Origin of the sequence: Hymenobacter metallicola, assembly GCF_004745645.1 — a bacterium.
Classification (GTDB): domain Bacteria; phylum Bacteroidota; class Bacteroidia; order Cytophagales; family Hymenobacteraceae; genus Hymenobacter; species Hymenobacter metallicola.
On the sequence record NZ_SRMB01000002.1, the window covers coordinates 464,546 to 483,736 of the forward strand.

Sequence of the window (19,191 nt, forward strand, 5' to 3'; positions counted from 1 at the left end):
TTTGTGGCTATTTCTATGGGCTCACCTCCCTAATTGATGTGATATGTCGGCCTGACTGGATTTTGTCGGCGACTTGCACTCTACTTATTTTATTATACAATAACTACCTGAAGTACAAGACTGTACTCAGCAAGGTTACTTGACTATACTTAACACACTAGCGCAAGTTGTAGCAAGCTACTCAGCTTACTAGCATACTGGTTGGGGTGTTAGCGCCTGATGATGTGATTGATGACAGCAAAGTGGTCCGATAATTTTGTCGCACTTCCTGCTGCTGTTACTGACCCGAGTTGCGCGGTCCTTAGGCGGCCCCTGCCAGTGCATCCTTTCACATCTTATACCTGACTAATGTCGACGCTTTTCTCTCAGCGGGTATTGCTGCTTGCAATCAGCCTGCTGATCCTCAACTCCTGTAAAGACAAACCGGAGGATCCTGCTCCCAAGCCCACCGCCACTTTTACCCTGACCAGCAGTACCTGCCAGGGTACCTGCCCGGTGACGGTCAAAAACGCCTCCCAGCATGCCACCAAGTATACCTGGAACTTTGGTGATGGCACTACCGGTACGCAGTCGGAGGTGCAGTTTGATCATGCTTATGCACAGGCCGGGACTTTCCGGGTGAAGCTGCTGGTGGAAGGTGCGGGTGGCAGCGACACAACAAGCCGTAAGATCGTGGTTGGGAGCGGAGCTGCCTGCAGCTACAGCGTGGTACCAGTAAATAGCTCCATAACAACGCCAACCACCTGGCAAAGCTGCAAGGTGTACGTGGTAGAAAGCTCAGTAGGCATCAGCAACACCCTCACGATTCAACCCGGCGCCGTCATCAAGTTTAAAAATGGGGCGGGGCTAACTCTTACCTCGGGAGGCCGGATTGAGGCGGCCGGCACCGCTGCCGAGCCTATTTTCTTTACGTCTTACCTGGACGATGCCCGCGGCGGCGACACCAACGGCGACGGCACCGCTACCACGCCGGCCAAAAAGTACTGGTCCGAAATAAGCCTGAGTGGGCAAAGTGGCTCCCGCTTCGAGCATTGCCAGTTTATGTACGCCGGCAGCAGTGGTAGTGCGCTCGACCTGTGGGGCGCAGCTGCTACCGTCAAGAACTGCACTTTCACCCGCAATGGCGGGGGAGCTCCCTCCTTCTCAGGCACGCTGGATGCCGGTAATTCCTTGGCGGGTACCGTCATCCAAAACAACACGTTTTACGGCAACGAGCTGCCGATGCGCATCATCAATTTGTTTAGCCTCGACGACTCCAACGTATTTCATAACCCCCAAAACACCGGCCAAACCAACGACTACAATGGCATCTGGATGGAAGATACCAGCGGTAACTCCCCGGCCCTGACCTTGGGGGAAACGGAAGTGCCTTTCGTCATGGAAAATACGGGCTGGGACGCTCCTTTGACCTTAATGCCAGGCGTGACGCTGAAAATGAAAGCAGGCACCAGTGTACAACTCAACGGCGCTGGCCGCCTGCTGGCCCGGGGCACCGCCGCGCAGCCCATTGTGGTGACCAGCTACCTCGACGACAGCCACGGGGGCGACACCAACCACGACGGCAATACCACGGCTCCGGCCAAGAAAGACTGGCGGGCTGTTCTGATCAATGGCACCAACGGGTCGGCTTTTGAGCATTGCCAATTTTTGTACGGCGGCTCGGGAGGTTCTACGCTCGACTTGTTTGGGGGCTCGGCTACGGTAACGCAGTGTACGTTTGCCCACAACGGGGAAGATGTTTCAATTGTGACGGACGCGGCCCTGGATGCCTATCGGGCCGATGCCGGCACCCTTATTCAGGGTAATATTTTCTATGACAATATCCGGCCGCTGTCTATTACCTCCAGCTTTGACCTGGATAACTCGAACACCTTCCACAACCCAGTCAATAGCAGCGAGAAAAACATGTATCAGGGCATTATTGTCTATTGGGATAATAATGTCAGCAAGCCAAACGTGAGCTGGGGTGAAACCGAGCTGGCGTATGTAAATACCACTGATGTGGATGTTGCCAAAAACAAAACTCTGGCACTAGCCAATAACGTGGTGCTTAAGTTTACCCGTGACGTGGAAGTAATTCTGCGCGAAGGAACCCCTGGCCAGCTACTCAACGCTACTGGCACCGGAGTGCTTTTCACTTCCGTGAAAGACGACACCCAGGGCGGGGACTCGAATGGCAACGGGGCGGCCAACAGTCCGGCGGCAGGCGACTGGGAAGGCATCTATTTTGATACGGCACCTGGCTCGTGGGCCCAGTGGAGCAGTATCCGCTACGACAAGCACTAGAAGAACTGATCTGCTTGATCTAAGAAAAAGGAGAGCCTAGCAGCTCTCCTTTTTTGTTTGGCCCAACTTTTTTTGCTTGAGCTTCAACTAGTCTTTAAAGTATTTAATTTCTCATATACAGTAGTTTATCTATACTCTCACATCATCATGTTATTGCCTCAGGTCTAGCGCTAGCCTAATTTTGCATCAGTTCAGGAAATAATTGGACAACATCAACCAACTTGCGCCTCAAAACCTACCAACCATTATGAAAGCACTTGTTACTACCATCCTCTTAGCTGCTGCTGCGACCTGCGGATCGGCCGTTGCGCAAACCAAAACTCCAGCCAAAGCGGCCAGCACTAGCTCGGCGCCGGCTACGAAGACGACCGTCACGAAGACCTCTACGACGACAAAAGCAACGACTAAGCCCGCCGTTAAGCCTGCTACAACGGCTAAACCCGTTACCAAACCCACGCCGGCCCCTGCACCCGCCGCAACGCCCGCCCCCGCCGAAACGACAACTCCGGCCAGTACCACAACCAGCACAACGGAGGCATCGGGTGAGCTGTTTCGCAAGGGTACCAACATGGTCAACCTGGGCGTTGGTTTGCTGGGCGTAGGCTACGGCTATTCCATAGTAGGCAGCAACTACAGCTCCACGCCAGTAATGAGTGTCTCGTTTGAGCACGGTATCAAGGAAGGCCTGGGCCCCGGCACGATTGGCGTAGGCGGCCTAGTCGGCTACCGCGCCGACACCTGGAAATACGCTGGCTACCGTGGCACCTGGAGCAACACCTACGTGGCCCTGCGCGGTACCTACCACTACAACATCTTTCAAACGCCCAAGCTGGACACTTACGCCGGCCTGACGCTGGGTGTACGCGTCTTCTCGTATTCGGACAACGACGACTCTTCGGCCGACTACTACTCTAGCAGCACCTACGCCCACTCCGGCATCTTCGCTGGGGCCCGGTATTTCTTTACCAACAACATCGGCGCTTTCGCTGAGCTGGGTTACGACATGTCGTACCTGAAAGTAGGTCTGGCGGCGAAGTTCTAACTAGCTGCTACCGCGGCGCGTGTATGCGGCCAAAGGCCGGTGCGAGATTTTCTTAAGCTAGTGTTACCTGCTCGCCAAATCAATCGTAAAGCAGAAGGCTGACCTGCATACAATGACCGGATGCTACCGGAGACAACTCAACACAATACTTCTTCAGCAGCGTTGGGGGCGAACGGTGGCCCTGAGGCAGCTGAAGATGCAAAAAGCCCCGCAGTATTGCTGCGGGGCTTTTTTATTGACTAGTTGAACCGTAGTGCCTAAAAGAATAGGAAGCGGTGCTTCTTTTTGTGCGTTAGCGGCTTGCCTTTGGGGTCGATGCCTGGGGCCCGGCGGCTCTGGCCACGCTTCTGCTGAGCGGTGCCCCGCTTATCCTTGAATTTGCGGACCACAAACCCGGAACTGCCTTTATCATACTGCCGGGCCGGACCCGCGGCACGCCCAAAGCTGGTGTTAGAAGTACCGCCCGAGCGAGCTTCTAAGATTTCGAGCTGTTGGTCGCGCTTTACGTCATCCGGATTCATACTCATGCGACGCTGCATGCGGGCAATATCAGCCCCGGAGGCTTTACGGGAGGCCTTGCGGGAGCCGGCCGGCGTATCTGGCCGCGGCTCCGATACCTGGGCCTGAGCCTGGTAGCCAACTAGACTTGAACCAGCCAGCAGCATAGCGGCAATCAGCTTTTTCATGCGCAATAGAGTGAGAGAAAGACAAGCAAGCGTAGCCGCACCGACGCAACATCCGCACCAATTAATTCCGGACTGCAAAACCGGCCCCTGCCAAAGATAGTTCAATTTCGTTAAATCCTATGAATCAAGCCACTACTTCACAGTTCGTGGCCGTACCACAGGGCTTCACTGCTGAAGCGACACGCCTGCATTTTGCATTCGAAGGCAGCAGAACATCCCCGTTAGCACTCGGGATCCGACATTTCTGGCCTTATCCACGCTGTTGTGCTTGAGGCAACCTGGATTTCTTGGTCCCGTCTACCTAACTGAGAAGCTACAGGGCAATTGCTCAACCGATGCAGTTCACTTTGAAATATCATATTCTTCGGAGCTGATGCGCAGCTGCTTTACGATAGGTCAGCCAACAAGTTCTTGCTAACGACGAGCAACCCCAGGGCTCCACCTTCTGGTTAGCTCTGCGCAAACGGGCTTGGCTTAGCCAACCGCACCGAACCGGAGGGAATCGCTCTTGTACAGCCCTACCTACAAGGCCTTGCTTAGCGTGGGAGTGCCTGTAGGGCTTACAAGCAGAATTATCGGGCTCGTAGCGCGTCCCGGATTTCCATGAGCAGGGCTTGATCTTTAGTGGGAGCCGGATCGGCCACGGCCACTACGACGGGCGGCTTTTTGAAGCGGTTGGCAAACTTCACAATCAGAAACACGCAGAAGGCAATAATGACGAAGTAGAAAATGGCGTTCAGAAACAGTCCGTAATTGATGGTTGCCGCCTTGGCGGCTTTAGCTGCGTCGAGGCTGGCGTAAGTGTTGCCGTCGAGGGGCAGGTACCATTCCTTGAAGTCGATGCCACCGGTGGCAAACCCCAGAATGGGCATCAGAATGTCGTCGGTAAGCGAACTTACGATCTTGCCGAACGCCGCGCCAATGATTACGCCGACCGCCAAATCGAGAACATTACCTTTGGAAATGAACTCTTTAAACTCCGATACAAAGCCCATGTCGAGAGGGGGGTTAGGGTGAGAAGCCAGGAAGTAATGCTGCTAAATATAATATATTCGTGATACTAGGCTTTTCTTATATCATATCAGCAAAATATATTCTATCCCCTACCGGCTTGTTATTCTCTCGCCAGATGGCAGGCCCTGATAGCTGAAGGGCAAGCAATTGTCGCTGAGCGAGGCGCGGGCTGCCCGGTCAGGGCCGGGCTTTTGCGCTATCTTTGCCTTTATTGCTCACTCCTTTTCTGTCCTACCCTTCGCATGGCTACCTTCGAAAACCTGCTCTACTCCCTCGATGCTGCCACCGGCATCCTGACCATCACCCTGAACCGGCCCAGCAAGCTGAATGCGCTGAACGCTGCCACCATTGAGGAAATCCGGGAGGCTACCCAGCAAGCCCTGGATGACTCGCAGGTGCGCGGTATTATTCTGACGGGCAGTGGTGAAAAGGCGTTTGTGGCGGGAGCTGATATTTCGGAGCTGGCGGCCCTGAACGACATCAGCGGGCGGCGCGCCGCCGAGCGGGGACAGGAAGCCTTTTGCATGCTGGAAGAAAGCACCAAGCCCGTTATTGCCGCCGTAAATGGCTTTGCCCTGGGCGGCGGCTGCGAACTGGCCATGGCCTGCCACATGCGCGTGGCCTCCGAAAATGCCCGCTTCGGCCAGCCGGAAGTGAACCTGGGCCTGATTCCGGGCTACGGCGGCACCCAGCGCCTGACCCAGCTCGTAGGCAAGGGCAAAGCGTTGGAGCTGCTATTAACCGGCGACCAGATCAAGGCCGAGGAAGCCCACCGCCTGGGCCTGGTCAACCACGTAGTGCCCCAGGCCGAGCTGCTCCCGTTTTGTGAGCAGCTGATGACCAAAATTCTAAGCAAGGCGCCGCTGGCCGTGGGCCTGGTCATCGACTGCGTGAATGCCTACTACGACAAGGAAATGAACGGCTACCAGACCGAGGCCAACTCCTTTGGGCACAGCTTCGCCTCCGACGACTTCCGCGAAGGCACCACCGCTTTCCTGGAAAAGCGCCCGGCTGTTTTCACCGGCAAATAGATTTCACATCCGAATCAGGCGTGCGGCAGCGGAGGCAAACAGCTCCCGGCGCACGCCTGATGAGCGAATAGCAGCATGAGTATAGCAAAGAAGCTGGCCAGCCAAACGGCCGTGTACGGCATTAGCAGTATTGTGGGGCGCGTGCTGTCCTACCTGCTGGTCCCGATTTACACGGCGCGGTTTGCGGCAGCCGAATATGGCATCGTCACGGGCCTGTATGCCTATGTGTCGTTTCTGAACGTGGTGTTTACCTACGGCATGGAAACGACCTTTTTCCGCTTTGCCAACCGCACCGGCACCGACCGGCAGGAGCTCTACGACCGGGTAATGACGTTGCTGCTCTTCAGCAGCGCGGCCCTTACGGCCCTGCTGGCCCTGCTGGCCCGGCCGCTGATGGGCCTGCTCGATTTGCCCCCGGGCCAGGAACGCTACGCCATTTGGATAGCCTTGATTCTGGGTCTGGACGCCGTGGCCGCTATTCCGTTTGCTCGTCTGCGGCTCGAAAACAAGGCTCGTAAGTTTGCGGCCATTCGCATGGCCAACATCCTGCTCAACGTTGGGCTAAACATCTTTTTCATTGTCTTCTGCCCCGATGTGCTGGCCGGCAAGTACCTGACGGGCCTGCAGCCCCTGGTAGCCCAGCTCTACGACCCGAGCGTAGGCGTGGGCTATGTGTTTCTGTCGAACCTGGCCGCTAGTGCTTTCACGCTGCTACTGCTGGGCCGGGAGCTGACCGACTTCCGTTTCCGCCTGAATCTGGAGCCGCTGCGGCCGTTGCTCAAGTACGCCTATCCGATTATGCTCATGGGCCTGGCCGGCATGGTGAACGAAACCCTGGACCGGATTCTGCTGCCGCTGTGGCTGCCCGAAGGGTTTTACCCCGGCAAAAGCAGCCTCACGGCAGTTGGTATTTACGGGGCCTGCTACAAGCTCAGCATCTTTATGCAGCTCGTCACCCAAGCCTTTCGCTATGCGGCCGAGCCATTTTTCTTTGCCCAAAGCACCGATAAGAACTCGCCCCGCACTTTTGCTTTGGTATTGAAATGGTTTACGCTGAGCTGCGCCGTCATTTTTGTGGTGGTCAGCGTGAACGTGGAAGACTTTGGCTTGCTGTTTCTGCACCGGGCCGAGTACCGCGAAGGGCTGGGCGTAGTGCCCGTGCTACTGCTGGCCAACCTGTTTCTGGGCGTCTACTGGAATTTGTCGGTCTGGTTTAAACTCACCGACAAGACCTACTACGGCACCTACATCGGCTTCGGCGGGGCCCTGCTGACCATTGCTCTCAACTTCCTGCTGATTCCGGTGCTGGGCTATCTGGGCAGCGCTCTGACGACCCTGGCCTGCTACGCCATGATGGCCATTGTGTGCTGGCGCCTGGGCGACAAGCATTTTCCGGTACCCTACCCTGCTGCCCGCCTGGGCCTGTGGTTGGCGCTGGCCTGCGGAATTGTGGCGCTGGGGTGGTTTGTGCCCGTGGCTGATTTCTGGCTGCGCCACGCCTTTCACGTGGGTTTGTGCCTGCTGTTTGTGGCCTTGCTGTATCTGGTGGAGCGCCCCGGCCGCCTGATGGCTCGCTCCTAGCCGTATTGGCGACGCCCTCATTCTTTTTGTCGCAATAAATCTTCTTAAACTTATTCATATTTGGTTCGGCCTATCTTTGCGGCCAAACCTGATTTGCTTTGTCGCCTCTCATGCACATTCCCGTTATCAACCGCTCCCACCATCCGCTGCCCGCTTACCAGACGGCGCATGCCGCTGGAATGGACGTGCGGGCCAACCTCACGGAGCCTGTTACGTTGAAGCCCCTGCAACGCGCCCTTATCCCCACGGGTCTATACCTGGAAATTCCCGTAGGCTACGAGGTGCAGGTGCGCCCCCGCAGCGGCTTGGCCTACAAGCATGGCATCAGCATCGTGAATAGCCCGGGCACCATCGACGCCGACTACCGCGGCGAGCTGAAGGTCCTGCTGGTCAACCTCTCCGACGTCGATTTTGAGGTGCAGGATGGGGAACGAGTTGCCCAACTGGTCGTAGCCCGCCACGAAACCGCCGAATGGCAGGAAGTGGCCGAACTCACCGAAACCGAACGGGGCGCGGGGGGCTACGGGAGCACGGGCACCAAGTAACCGCACCCCGGGCTCTTTCCGTACTGCAGAACACCTAAGACAACTACTTAACCAACTCTCTTTTTTCCGCTATGAAAATCATCGTTCCGATGGCCGGCATGGGTAAGCGCATGCGCCCCCACACACTGACAGTTCCCAAGCCCCTGATTCCAATTGCCGGTAAACCCATCGTGCAGCGTTTAGTGGAAGATATTGCCAAAGTATGCGGCGAGCAGGTAGAGGAAGTGGCTTTCATTATTGGCCGCTTCGGCGAAACAGTGGAGAAAAGCCTGGTGCAGATTGCCGAATCCGTAGGCGCCAAAGGCTCAATTTACTACCAGGATGAGCCCCTGGGCACGGCCCACGCCATTTTGTGCGCCAAAGATTCGTTGAGCGGCCCGCTGGTGGTAGCCTTTGCCGACACGCTCTTCAAGGCTGACTTTACCCTCGACAGCTCGGCCGCCGGCACCATCTGGGTGCAGCGCGTGGACGACCCCAAGCCGTTTGGGGTGGTGAAGCTCGACGACAAGGGCCAGATTACTGACTTCGTGGAAAAGCCCCAGGAGTTTGTGTCCGACTTGGCCATTATCGGCATCTACTACTTCCAGGATGGCGACTACCTGCGCGATGAGCTGCAGTTCCTGCTCGACAACGACATCAAGGACAAGGGCGAGTACCAGCTCACCAACGCCCTGGAAAACATGAAAAACAAGGGTACGACCTTCGTGCCCGGCCGCGTCACCGAGTGGCTCGACTGCGGCAACAAGGATGCTACCGTGTACACCAACCAGCGTTACCTGGAGTATTTGCAGGAACGCAGCGAAAATCTGGTAGCCGAATCGGCTAAGCTGGTCAACTCCGTCGTTATCCCCCCGGTATACATCGGCGAAAACGTGGTAGTAACGGATTCTGTAATTGGGCCACACGTGTCTTTGGGCGACAACAGCAACGTCCGGAGCTCGGTGGTATCAAATTCCATTGTGCAGCAGTCGGCCTCGGTGTTGCACGGCAACGTAACCAACTCCATGATTGGCAACTTTGCTACCGTAACCGGCACCCCCAACGACCTAAGCCTAGGTGATTACAACACGCTGCGCGTGTGATATTTTTGTCGCTCTTGATGTTAGCAGTAGCGCGGACTTCTGTTCGCAGATTTGTTTATTTAGCGTAACTCCTTTTTGAACGGCCAACCGCCGTCCGTGCTACTGCGCTCATGAGTCGATTTGCCCCTTTTACGCTTCTCCTGCTGAGCCTGCTGCTGGCCGGGCCAGGCTACGCCCAGCAGTCAGCCAGCCCGGAAGCAGCCCCGGCCGATGCCAAACCGCAAAAACTTTCGCGCAAAGAGCGCAAGGAGCTAGCCCGCCGAGCGGAGGTCGATGCAGCCCGGCAGCAGGTACGGGAGCTGTCAGAAAAAGACCGGGAGATGAGCGAGTCGTTCTTTGTGGAGGGCGTGAAATACGTGCTGCTCGAAGACTACAACAAAGCCCTGGAGCGGCTGTTGAAGGCCTACGCGCTAAACCCGACCAACGCGGCCATCAACTACAAAATTGCGGAAACCAACCTGCTCAGCGGCAACCTCAAGGATGCTACCAATTTCGCGCAGGTGGCCGTCAAGCTCGACCCCAAGAACTCCTACTACTACCTGCTGCTGGCCCAGATTTACTCGACCCAAAAGCAGTACGACCAGGCGGCCAAGGTCTACACCAGCCTGATTCGGGACGTGCCCGATTCGGGGTACTACCTGTTCAACCTGGCCGACTTATATATGGCTCAGGGTAAGCTGAACGAGGCGCTGACGACGTTCGAGCAGGCCGAAAAGCAGTTTGGTCCTCTGGATGAAGTATCGTTTAAAAAGCAGCAGATCTACCTCAAGCAGAACAACCTGGATAAGGCCCTGCAGGAAGGAGAGGCCCTGATTGCGTCCAACCCCGACGAAATCCGCTACGTGCTGGCCCAGGCCGAAATGTACGCGGCCAATAACCGGTTTGCGGATGCTATCCGGGTGGCCGAAAAGGCCCTGAAGCAGGATGCCGACAACCCCCAGGCACGGATGATTCTGGCCGACATCTACCGGCAGCAAAACAACCGGCCCGAGTCGGACAAGCAAATCAAGCTGGCCTTCGAGAGTCCGGCCCTGGATATCGACGAGAAGGTTCGCATCCTGGTTGACTACATCAAGCAGCTGCCCAACCCGGCCCTGGAGAAAATTGCCCTGGACCTGGCCGACATTACCACCCGCGTACACCCGAAAGAAGCCAAGGCCTTTTCCGTAGCCGGCGACATTCAAACCATTACTGAACGCAAGGAGCTGGCCCGCGCCAACTACCTGAAGGCCATCAAGCTCGACAACTCCAAGTTTCAGATCTGGCAGCAAGTAGTACTCATTGATGCCGAACTGAACCAGATAGACTCGCTGCTGCAGCACTCCGACCGGGCGTTGGAATTATTTCCCAACCAGGCTCCGCTGTGGTATTACAACGGAGTGGCCCAAATTCTGAAAAAGCAGCCCGTTAAAGGGGTCAAGGCCCTGGAGTATGGCCGCAAGCTGGCCACCGATAACCCGGAACTGCTGGCTCAGATTGATACCCAGCTGGGCGACGCCTACCACGAGCTTAAGGAATACGCCAAGTCGGACGCGGCCTACGAGGCGGCCCTGACGTTTGATGCCAATAATGCCCAGGCCTTGAATAACTACAGCTACTTCCTCTCGATGCGGGGCGAAAAGCTGGACAAAGCCAAGGAAATGTCGGGCAAGCTGGTGAAGCAGTTTCCCAACAACGACACCTACCTCGACACCTACGCCTGGGTTCTGTATAAGCTCAAGGATTACTCCGGAGCCCGTCAGAACCTGGAAAAGGCGCTGAAAACCAGCACCGACGCCACCATCATCGAGCATTATGGCGACGTGCTATTCCAGCTCGGCGAAAAAGAACTGGCCATGGCCGAATGGCAACGAGCCAAAAAAGCGGGCGGGGCGTCGGCCCTGATTGACCGCAAGATCAAAGACAAAAAACTATATGAATAAGTGCTTTCCGCTGGTATTGCTGTGGGTGGGGTTGCTGCTGAGTGGCTGCAGCAACAAGATATTTCCGAGTAAGTCGGCCACAACGGCAGCCCCAGCTAAAGGCTCTGAACTGGTAAAAGCCAAAAACCTGGAATTTCGCTATCTGAAGGCCAAGGGCAAGATTAAAATTGATATGCCCCAGCTGCAGCAGACAGCCAACCTCAACGTGCGGGTACGGAAGGACAGTGCCATTTGGCTGTCGGTATCGCTGGGTATTGAAGGCGTCCGGGCTTATATCACCCGCGACTCAGTGCAGGTAATCAACTACTTGCAGCGCGAGTACTACGCCGGCGACTATGCCTATCTGAGCCGCTTGCTGAACGTGCCCGTCACCTTCGACCGGGTGCAGGCGCTGCTGCTGGGCAACTATTTACCGGCCGAGGCCACTACTTCGCCCAAAATCGGGGATGAAGGACCCATGCAGCGCGTGGAGTTTCAGGAAGGCAATGTCCTGATTACGCAACTGATTGAATTGACCCGCAACCGGGTTCAGCAGATCAAGCTGGCCGAACAACAGTCGCAGAACCAGTTTACAGTCGATTACTCCGACTTCCGTCCCCTCGATCCGAGCGGGCTTCCATTTGCTTATGCCGTGCTGGTCCAAGGGCAGCCCACCAAGGGCAAGCTCTCGACGGCTACTATTAACTACCGAAACGTGGATGTGGACAAGGAAAGTCTGTCCTTCCCCTTCTCGGTTCCCAAGGGCTATGTTCGCAAAAAGTAAGCGTACCGCGTTTTTCGTAGTTGTAGCCAGTTTAGTAATGCTGTACTCCGGTGAGCCGGTGTGGGCCCAGCGCAGCACCCGCACGACGACGGCTCCGCGGAAAAAATCGAAAGCGCAGCTAGAGCGGGAACGGCGGGCCACACTGCGGCGCATTCAGGAAACCAGCCGTATTCTGGAGCAAACCCAGAAGCAGAAAGAAGCCTCCGTGGGCCAGCTCAATGCCTTAAAAGAGAAGTTGACGGTGCAGCAGGGCGTCATCAAGAACATTTCCTCCGAGCTGAAGTACATCGAGTCGGATGTGCGGCAAACCGAGACGCAGGTGCAGAAAACCCAGCAGAGCCTGGAGCAGCTCCGGGCCGAGTATGCCCGCATGATTTATGCCTCGTCGAAAACAGCGAACAGCTACAACCGCATCATGTTTCTGTTTGCGGCCGAGTCGTTCAACCAGTTTATGCTGCGCCTGCGCTACATCCGCCAGTATTCGGAAGTGCGCAAAACGCAGGCGGCTCAGATTTCCAGCACCAAGCAGCGCCTCAGCCAGCAGCTTACGGGCCTAACGGTGAAAAAGCAGGAAAAAAGCAGTTTGCTGACCACGCAGCTGTCGGAAAACCGCAACCTGGTCACGCTCAAAACCCAACAGGTTCAGGTCGTAACCAAGCTTAGCCAGCAAGAGGAAAGTCTGCGCCAGGAGCTGGCTGCGCGGCAGCAGGCCGTCAGCCGCCTTGACAACCTGATTGCCGAGCGGGTTCGGGAAGAAATTGCCCGAGCCGCCCGGGCCGCCGCCCGCGCCGCGGCAGCGAAAGCCCGGGCTAATGCCGCCCGCGCCAATACCGGCAATTCGGGCTCTGCGGCGCGCAGCCCAGCTGCGACCAGTCGGGCCGCTACGGCAGCGGCTGAAGCCGCCGAAGAAGCGGCCGTAGAACGGGTGGATAAAGTAACGCTGACACACGAAACGGCCGAATTATCGTCTTCTTTTGCCGAAAACAGGGGGCGTCTGCTGTGGCCCGTGGCCAAAGGCTTCATATCCCAGCGCTTCGGCCGCCATGCCCACCCGGTGCTGAAAAACGTCATTGTCGAAAACCGGGGCGTCGACATTCAAACCAGCGCGGGGGAACCGGTGCGGTCAATTTTCGAAGGCAAGGTCCTGACCGTTTCCAGCATTGCCGGCATGAACAACATCGTCATGATTCAGCACGGCGAGTATTTCACCGTGTATGCCAAATTGCGTACGGTTAGCGTAACGGAAGGCCAACAGGTTGATATGCGCCAACAGATCGGCACGGTCTATACCTCGCCCGACGGCACCTCGGAACTGCAGTTTCAGGTGTGGCGCAACAGCTCCAACCTGAACCCGGAAAACTGGCTGGGTCGGAAATAGAAACTACTGGCTGGGCATAAAAAAACACCGTGCAGTACACGGTGCCTTTCTGAGCTATGAAAACAAACTTAGCTACCAGAAACCTCTTCGCAACCGCTTAGACTTACGCAGCCTCCGCCAGCAACGGAGCATTCCTTGATAACAGGACGAAAGATAGTTGAACCTTTGTCAACTACCAGCCGATTTCGCTGAAAGTGTAATTTTCCTCGCTAAAGGAATTGATTTTGTATCCGGCGCAGGTTTACACCAAATTTAATCGGTTTAGCAAACCCGCCTTGTAGGAACTGCCAATTGGAACCGGCAGCAAGTTGGTAGCGGGTTCGCCACCGCGGCCGGTGTCGACTATGGCCGCATCAGTTTCAATGGCCACGATTCGGTCGAGGCGCACAATGTATTTGCGGTGCACCCGGGCAAACTCGCGGGGCGGCAGCTTGGTTTCGAGTTCCTTCATGGTGCTATACACCGTGTGCCGCTCGCGCCCCACATAAATATTGACGTAGTCGCCCAAGGCTTCTACGTACCGGATATCGGCCGCACTAACCCGTACCAGCTTATGGTCCTGCTTGATGAAGAGCTCATTGCGGCTTGCCATATACAGCGAGTCGGCCGCATCGTTGGCCATGCGTAGCAAGCCGTCAAGCTTGCGCTGCTCTAGCTCCAGCTGCAGGCGGGCCCGGCGCAGCTCCAGGTGCGACACAACTTCCCGCGCCAGAATCCGCAATGCAGCCCGCTGCTGCTCATTGAGGCGGCGCGGCACCCGGTCGATAGCGCAGAGCGTGCCCAAAGGGTGTCCCTCAGGCGTTACGAGTGGTGCACCGGCGTAAAAACGAATACCCGGGTCGTTGACTACTAATGGGTTAGTACGAAATAGAGGATCCTGCTCGGCATCTTCAATTTCGTATACATCGTTGCCAAACATTGCATGCTGGCAAAACGACACTTCCCGCTCAGTACTTTCCACCCCGTCCAGCCCAACATTGGCCTTAAACCATTGCCGCTCCGTATCAATCAAGGAAACCAGCGAAATGGGCGTGCCGCAGATATAGGCCGCCAGCTTAGCCAAGTCATCAAAGACCTCCTCGGGAGGCGTATCCAATACTTGATAGTTACGCAGGGCCTCCAGGCGCTCAGCCTCACTCGCGTTGCGTTGAAAAAAAGTAGTCGCAGTATCGGAGGAAATGGTCGGGCTCGGTTTTACTGGCATTAGGACTACAGATGAAGGCAGGATGAAGCAGCGGCTACCATAACAGCTTGAAAAGAAAAAAGCTTCAGAACAAAGTACCGTAAGACCACCTTTAAATCCGAATACAGTGGAAAAAACCTGGCACAAAACCGACGAAGCCCTTGTTGTGGCGCCTAAAGATTCGGAGATATACGAAGTTGGCCCAAGCAGTGGATTTCTCTTCGCGCAGAAAACTTGCTCCAGAATTTACCGGGTTAAACCCATTTGAAAATTATCGGGTACTTTTACCAATCCTAACCGGCACTGATTAGCGTACAATAAGCTTTGCCACCCCCAAAACGGCCCTAGGCCACCTGTTTATGACACTTGCCTCGCTTTTCCTGATTGGCAGCTTCGGCACTACCGAAATTCTGCTGATTCTTTTTGTTATTATCTTGTTGTTTGGAGCCAAGCGTATTCCGGAGTTGGCCAAGGGCTTGGGCAAGGGCATCCGTGAGTTCAAAGATGCCTCCAAGGACGAGCAACCCGAGTTTCGCGACCGGCCAGTGAACCCTAATGACCCTACGCAACCCCGTCTGTAACCCATAACAGCCATGCAGACTCCCACGCTTCTTTTCTTAGGCGACCTTGGTGGCGGCGAAATTATGCTGATCATGGTCGTTATCCTGATCTTCTTTGGTGCCAACAAGATTCCGGAGTTGGCCCGGGGCCTGGGGAAAGGCATTCGCGAATTCAAAGACGCTTCGCGCGAAATCCGCAGCGAATTTGAAAACGCCGATCAGCCCCGCGCCAATCAGGGGTATCAGGCGCCGCCGGTGTATCCGGCCGCTGCTCCCGTTGCTCCTACTACCGACCCTACAACGCCGGTGCATCCTAACATGCCCGACGCCGCTACCGCTTATACCGCTCCCGCTACTACGGTAGCTCCGCCCATGGATGGAGGCATCACGCCCCCGGTTCCGACCACGGAAGAGCGGCCCCGCCTTGATCAAATGACCAACTGATAGCAACCACTTGAGACGCTTTACCTCTCTTACGGAAGTTCGCAACGAGCTGACGGCAGGCACTACCACCTGCCGTCAGCTCGTGGAGTATTATCTGGATAACATCCAGAAGAAAAGCCATTTGAATGCTTTTCTGGAAGTATGGCCCGACGAAGCCCGCGCCCAGGCCGATGCCGTGGATGCCAAACTAGCCGCCGGTACGGCCGGAAAGCTGGCTGGCATGGTCATCGGATTAAAGGACGTGCTGGCTTACAAAGACCACGCCCTGCAAAGCAGCAGCCACATCCTGGACGGCTTCAAGTCGCTTTTTACCGGGACGGCCGTGCAGCGCCTGCTCGATGAGGACGCCATTCTTATTGGCCGCCAGAACTGCGACGAATTTGCCATGGGCGCCTCCAACGAGACGTCCTATTTTGGACCGGCCCGTAACGAGATTGACCCCGAGCGAGTACCCGGTGGCTCCTCGGGAGGCTCGGCGGTGGCAGTACAGGCCGATTTGTGTTTGGCCTCTATAGGCTCCGATACCGGAGGCTCGGTGCGCCAGCCCGCGGCTTTTTGTGGTATTGTGGGTTTCAAGCCAACCTACTCGCGCATTTCGCGCTATGGCTTAGTGGCCTACGCCTCCTCGTTTGACCAGATTGGTACATTGACCCGCTCGGTGGAAGATGCGGCTCTGCTGCTGGAAGTGATGGCCGGCCCCGACGACTTCGACAGCACCGTGAGCCAGCAGCCCGTGCCGGCTTATAGCGAACGGCTCACGCCGGCCCCGCACTACCGCATTGGTTACATCCGCGACACGCTGGAGCGGCCGGGCTTGAACCCCGAAATCAAAGCGGCGGTGGAAGAAGCCCTCGACACCCTGCGCGGCCAGGGCCACGTGGTAGATGCCGTCGATTTTCCCTACCTGGACTACATCGTGCCCTCGTACTACATTCTAACCACGGCCGAAGCCAGCTCCAACCTGAGCCGCTTCGACGGGGTGAAGTACGGCTACCGGGCCCCCGACGCCACCGATCTGGAGTCACTCTACAAGAAGACCCGGGCTCAGGGCTTTGGCCCCGAGGTGCAGCGCCGTATTCTGCTCGGCACCTTCGTGCTGTCGGCTGACTACTACGATGCCTACTATACCAAGGCCCAGCGCGTGCGCCGCCTGATTAAGGATACGACCGACGAGCTCCTGCGGCAGTACGATTTTCTGGTCCTGCCTACCACGCCCACTACGGCCTTCCGCATCGGTGAAAATCAGAAGGATGCTTTGGCTATGTATCTGGCCGACATTTTCACCGTACAGGCTTCTTTGGCCGGCGTACCGGCTATTTCCGTACCGGCCGGCGTTGACTCGGCCGGCCTACCGATTGGCTTGCAGGTACTCAGCGGTGCGTTCCGCGAAGAGCATCTGCTGGCCTTTGCCAACTCACTCACGGAATCCCTCACTCCAGCTATTCCCTGATGAAAAAGTCGTTGCTGCGCGTTGCCGCCCCCTTTCTGCTCCTGGCTGTTGCTGCCCATTCTGGGGCGGCGCAAATACAACCCGAACTGAATCAGGCCGGCACGCGCACCGACGATAGTACCCGCGTGCAGCTTATCCAGCCGCTCGACTCCCTGGGAACGGCCATCGACTCGGCTCGCCTGGTGTGGCTGCAAACGCCACCCGAGTTGCGCGACTTGGTCGGGGACCGGGTCAGCTGCCTCGATACCGACATGCCGCATGTGTTCAACGGCACGGTGATGAGCTTTGTGAATTACTTCACCTTGCGCAACCGCAGCTATACCCAGCGTATTCTGGAGCGGCAGAACCTGTACTTCCCGCTGTTTGAGAAGTACTTGGCCAAATACCACCTGCCCCAGGACCTGAAGTATCTGGCCGTGGTAGAATCGGCTTTGCTGCCCACTGCCCGCTCCCGGGTGGGGGCCGTGGGATTGTGGCAGTTTATGGGCCCGACGGGGCGCGACATGCGCCTGCTACAGAACGAGTATATCGACGAGCGGATGAATCCGGAGAAGTCGACGGAGGCAGCCTGCAAGTACCTGCGCGACCTGTACCGCATGTTTGGCGACTGGGAACTGGTAATGGCGGCCTACAACTGGGGCGGTGGCAACGTGCAGCGGGCCATTAAACGCACCGGCAAGCGTACTTTCTGGGAGTTGTATCCGCATCTGCCCAAGGAAACGCGCAACTACGTGCCCACCTTTACAGCAGCCATGTATACGCTGCAGTACGCCAAGGAACACGGCTTACACAACGACTCGCTGCGCTACCAGTATCCCGAGGCCACGGACACCCTGCTGATTTCGGGCCGCAGCCTCGATTTACGTAAGCTTTCCGCGCAGTTTGGCCTCGACTCAGCCGCCTTGGCTCGTTACAACCCGGAGATTCGGAAAACCTACCTGCCCGAAACCGTCCGCGACTATAAGCTAACCATTCCGGCCTGCGTCCGGACGGAAATGGCTCTACTGGACCGCAACACGGTACTGGACTTCTGCAAAGTAGTACTGCCCCCTCCCCGCCCAATCACGCCCCTGGTACCGGGCCTGCCCCCTGCTGACTCAGCCGCCACGGCGGTAGCGGCCGCTGAAAAAGCGGCGGCCGACAAACCCAAGTACCGCCGGGTACGGCACTCCGTGCGCCGTGGGGAAAGTGTAGCCGATGTTGCTGCCCGCTACGATGTGAGCCAAGCCCAGATTTTGCGCTGGAATAAGCTTCGCCGTGGCAAAGCGCTTATTCCTAAGCAACAGCTTGTGGTGTTTGTACCCGTGGAAACAACCGATACGGCAGCTCCAGTGGTAGCTGTTCGCAAGGCTACGGTGCCGACTAAGTTGCCGCTGCCCGGTGAGAAGGCAGCGAAAGAAGCGGCGGAAAAGGAAGTTGCTAGTGCCAAGCCGGCCAAGAGTACTCCCGCCGTTGAGGTCAGCAGTACGGCGGAGCCGGCTCCGGCCGAGGTAGAAAAGACCGTGGCAGCCGCGCCCAGCCGCGCCGCCCGCAACAGCCGGGAACGGGAGGCCCCAACGGAACCCAAAGTGGCCCACGAGGCTACCGATGACAGCCTACCCGCCGAGTACACCGTGCGCAAGGGCGACAACCTGAGCCGGCTGGCCCGGGAGCGGGGCGTGACAGTAGCGCAACTGATGACCTGGAACAGCCTCGAAACCGAAGCCGTACTGCCCGGGCAAAAGCTGCTGTTCCGAGCCCCTACCGAAGAGGAAGCGGCGGCGGCTAAGACTGTAGCCCGCCGCACCCCAGCGCCACCCGCCACCCGGACTGAACCGCTGCCGGCCCCCAAAGTACACCTAGTACAGCCCGGCGACACCCTCTACAACATTTCCCGCCGCTATCAGGGCATTACCGTTGAGCAGTTGCGTAAGCTCAACCACCTAAAGTCGGACGAGGTAAAACCAGGGCAAAAGCTGCTGGTGCAGGGATAATATTTCGTTTGCCCCGTTTCATCAAGCAGTCCGCTTTTGTCCTGCTGAAGCTGGGGCCACAATGAGTTGGTTGCCTCAAGCTCCTAGCTAGGTGCCGCTGAGGTACTAAGAACGTCCTGTCGGCCATGCTGCGCGTGTAGCAGAGGTAGGCAGGACGGTTTGATTTCTGCCAAGCTCGTGGAGTAGCTCCTGGGTTGTGGTAGAGCAGTAGCGGGCTACTGGGCTTTGATTCCGGCTGATTTCGCCCCAAC

The 19,191-nt window shown here is 56.9% G+C and carries 16 protein-coding genes; 13 read left to right on the forward strand and 3 right to left on the reverse strand.

Annotation, left to right across the window (positions count from 1 at the left end; genetic code table 11):
* The first annotated feature begins 348 nt into the window (after positions 1-348).
* On the forward strand, positions 349-2,286 hold the full coding sequence (locus E5K02_RS12770) for a PKD domain-containing protein (RefSeq protein WP_135395166.1): 1,938 nt from the start codon (positions 349-351) through the stop codon (positions 2,284-2,286).
* A gap of 247 nt (positions 2,287-2,533) precedes the next feature.
* The gene (locus tag E5K02_RS12775) at positions 2,534-3,328 is read left to right on the forward strand and encodes a hypothetical protein (protein ID WP_135395167.1); all 795 of its coding nucleotides are present in this window, start codon (positions 2,534-2,536) and stop codon (positions 3,326-3,328) included.
* A 257-nt stretch (positions 3,329-3,585) separates the two neighbouring features.
* Here the strand turns inward: E5K02_RS12775 and E5K02_RS12780 are convergent, their stop codons facing one another.
* Entirely contained in the window at positions 3,586-4,014 is a 429-nt protein-coding gene (locus E5K02_RS12780; RefSeq protein WP_135395168.1) for a hypothetical protein, read from the reverse strand.
* A gap of 572 nt (positions 4,015-4,586) precedes the next feature.
* Positions 4,587-5,009 (reverse strand): large conductance mechanosensitive channel protein MscL, encoded by a 423-nt coding sequence (gene mscL, locus E5K02_RS12785; RefSeq protein ID WP_135395169.1) that lies wholly within the window; start codon positions 5,007-5,009, stop codon positions 4,587-4,589.
* Between the two features lie 261 nt (positions 5,010-5,270).
* Here mscL and E5K02_RS12790 point away from each other — a divergent pair, with 261 nt between their 5' ends.
* From E5K02_RS12790 to E5K02_RS12820, 7 genes are all read left to right on the forward strand, one after another.
* Positions 5,271-6,059: an enoyl-CoA hydratase/isomerase family protein gene (locus E5K02_RS12790; RefSeq protein WP_135395170.1), complete on the forward strand. Its 789-nt coding sequence runs from the start codon at positions 5,271-5,273 to the stop codon at positions 6,057-6,059.
* Positions 6,060-6,134: 75 nt separating this feature from the next.
* Positions 6,135-7,640 (forward strand): oligosaccharide flippase family protein, encoded by a 1,506-nt coding sequence (locus tag E5K02_RS12795; RefSeq protein ID WP_135395171.1) that lies wholly within the window; start codon positions 6,135-6,137, stop codon positions 7,638-7,640.
* Positions 7,641-7,750: 110 nt separating this feature from the next.
* Positions 7,751-8,185, forward strand: coding sequence for a dUTP diphosphatase (gene dut / locus E5K02_RS12800; protein ID WP_135395172.1), 435 nt, complete (start codon positions 7,751-7,753; stop codon positions 8,183-8,185).
* 71 nt (positions 8,186-8,256) lie between these two features.
* The gene (locus tag E5K02_RS12805) at positions 8,257-9,267 is read left to right on the forward strand and encodes a sugar nucleotidyltransferase (RefSeq protein ID WP_135395173.1); all 1,011 of its coding nucleotides are present in this window, start codon (positions 8,257-8,259) and stop codon (positions 9,265-9,267) included.
* A gap of 110 nt (positions 9,268-9,377) precedes the next feature.
* Entirely contained in the window at positions 9,378-11,189 is a 1,812-nt protein-coding gene (locus tag E5K02_RS12810) for a tetratricopeptide repeat protein (RefSeq protein WP_135395174.1), read from the forward strand.
* A complete protein-coding gene (locus E5K02_RS12815) occupies positions 11,182-11,952 on the forward strand; it encodes a DUF4292 domain-containing protein (protein ID WP_135395175.1) in 771 nt (256 codons plus the stop codon). The genes E5K02_RS12810 and E5K02_RS12815 overlap by 8 nt, the downstream gene beginning before the upstream one ends.
* 37 nt (positions 11,953-11,989) lie before the next feature.
* Complete coding sequence (locus E5K02_RS12820; protein WP_135395176.1) at positions 11,990-13,330, forward strand: murein hydrolase activator EnvC family protein; 1,341 nt, start codon at positions 11,990-11,992, stop codon at positions 13,328-13,330.
* A 241-nt stretch (positions 13,331-13,571) separates the two neighbouring features.
* Here the strand turns inward: E5K02_RS12820 and E5K02_RS12825 are convergent, their stop codons facing one another.
* Positions 13,572-14,534 carry a GAF domain-containing DNA-binding protein gene (locus tag E5K02_RS12825; RefSeq protein ID WP_135395177.1) on the reverse strand — a complete coding sequence of 321 codons (963 nt, stop codon included), beginning with the start codon at positions 14,532-14,534 and terminating at the stop codon, positions 13,572-13,574.
* Positions 14,535-14,872: 338 nt separating this feature from the next.
* Here E5K02_RS12825 and tatA point away from each other — a divergent pair, with 338 nt between their 5' ends.
* The 4 genes from tatA to E5K02_RS12845 are packed head-to-tail and all read left to right on the forward strand — an operon-like array spanning position 14,873 to position 18,940.
* Complete coding sequence (gene tatA / locus E5K02_RS12830) at positions 14,873-15,094, forward strand: twin-arginine translocase TatA/TatE family subunit (RefSeq protein ID WP_135395178.1); 222 nt, start codon at positions 14,873-14,875, stop codon at positions 15,092-15,094.
* 12 nt (positions 15,095-15,106) lie between these two features.
* On the forward strand, positions 15,107-15,517 hold the full coding sequence (locus E5K02_RS26170) for a Sec-independent protein translocase subunit TatA/TatB (protein WP_135395179.1): 411 nt from the start codon (positions 15,107-15,109) through the stop codon (positions 15,515-15,517).
* A gap of 10 nt (positions 15,518-15,527) precedes the next feature.
* The gene (gatA, locus tag E5K02_RS12840) at positions 15,528-16,967 is read left to right on the forward strand and encodes an Asp-tRNA(Asn)/Glu-tRNA(Gln) amidotransferase subunit GatA (RefSeq protein WP_135395180.1); all 1,440 of its coding nucleotides are present in this window, start codon (positions 15,528-15,530) and stop codon (positions 16,965-16,967) included.
* Complete coding sequence (locus tag E5K02_RS12845; RefSeq protein WP_135395181.1) at positions 16,967-18,940, forward strand: LysM peptidoglycan-binding domain-containing protein; 1,974 nt, start codon at positions 16,967-16,969, stop codon at positions 18,938-18,940. Before gatA ends, E5K02_RS12845 begins: the two co-directional genes overlap by 1 nt.
* Positions 18,941-19,191 lie beyond the last annotated feature (251 nt).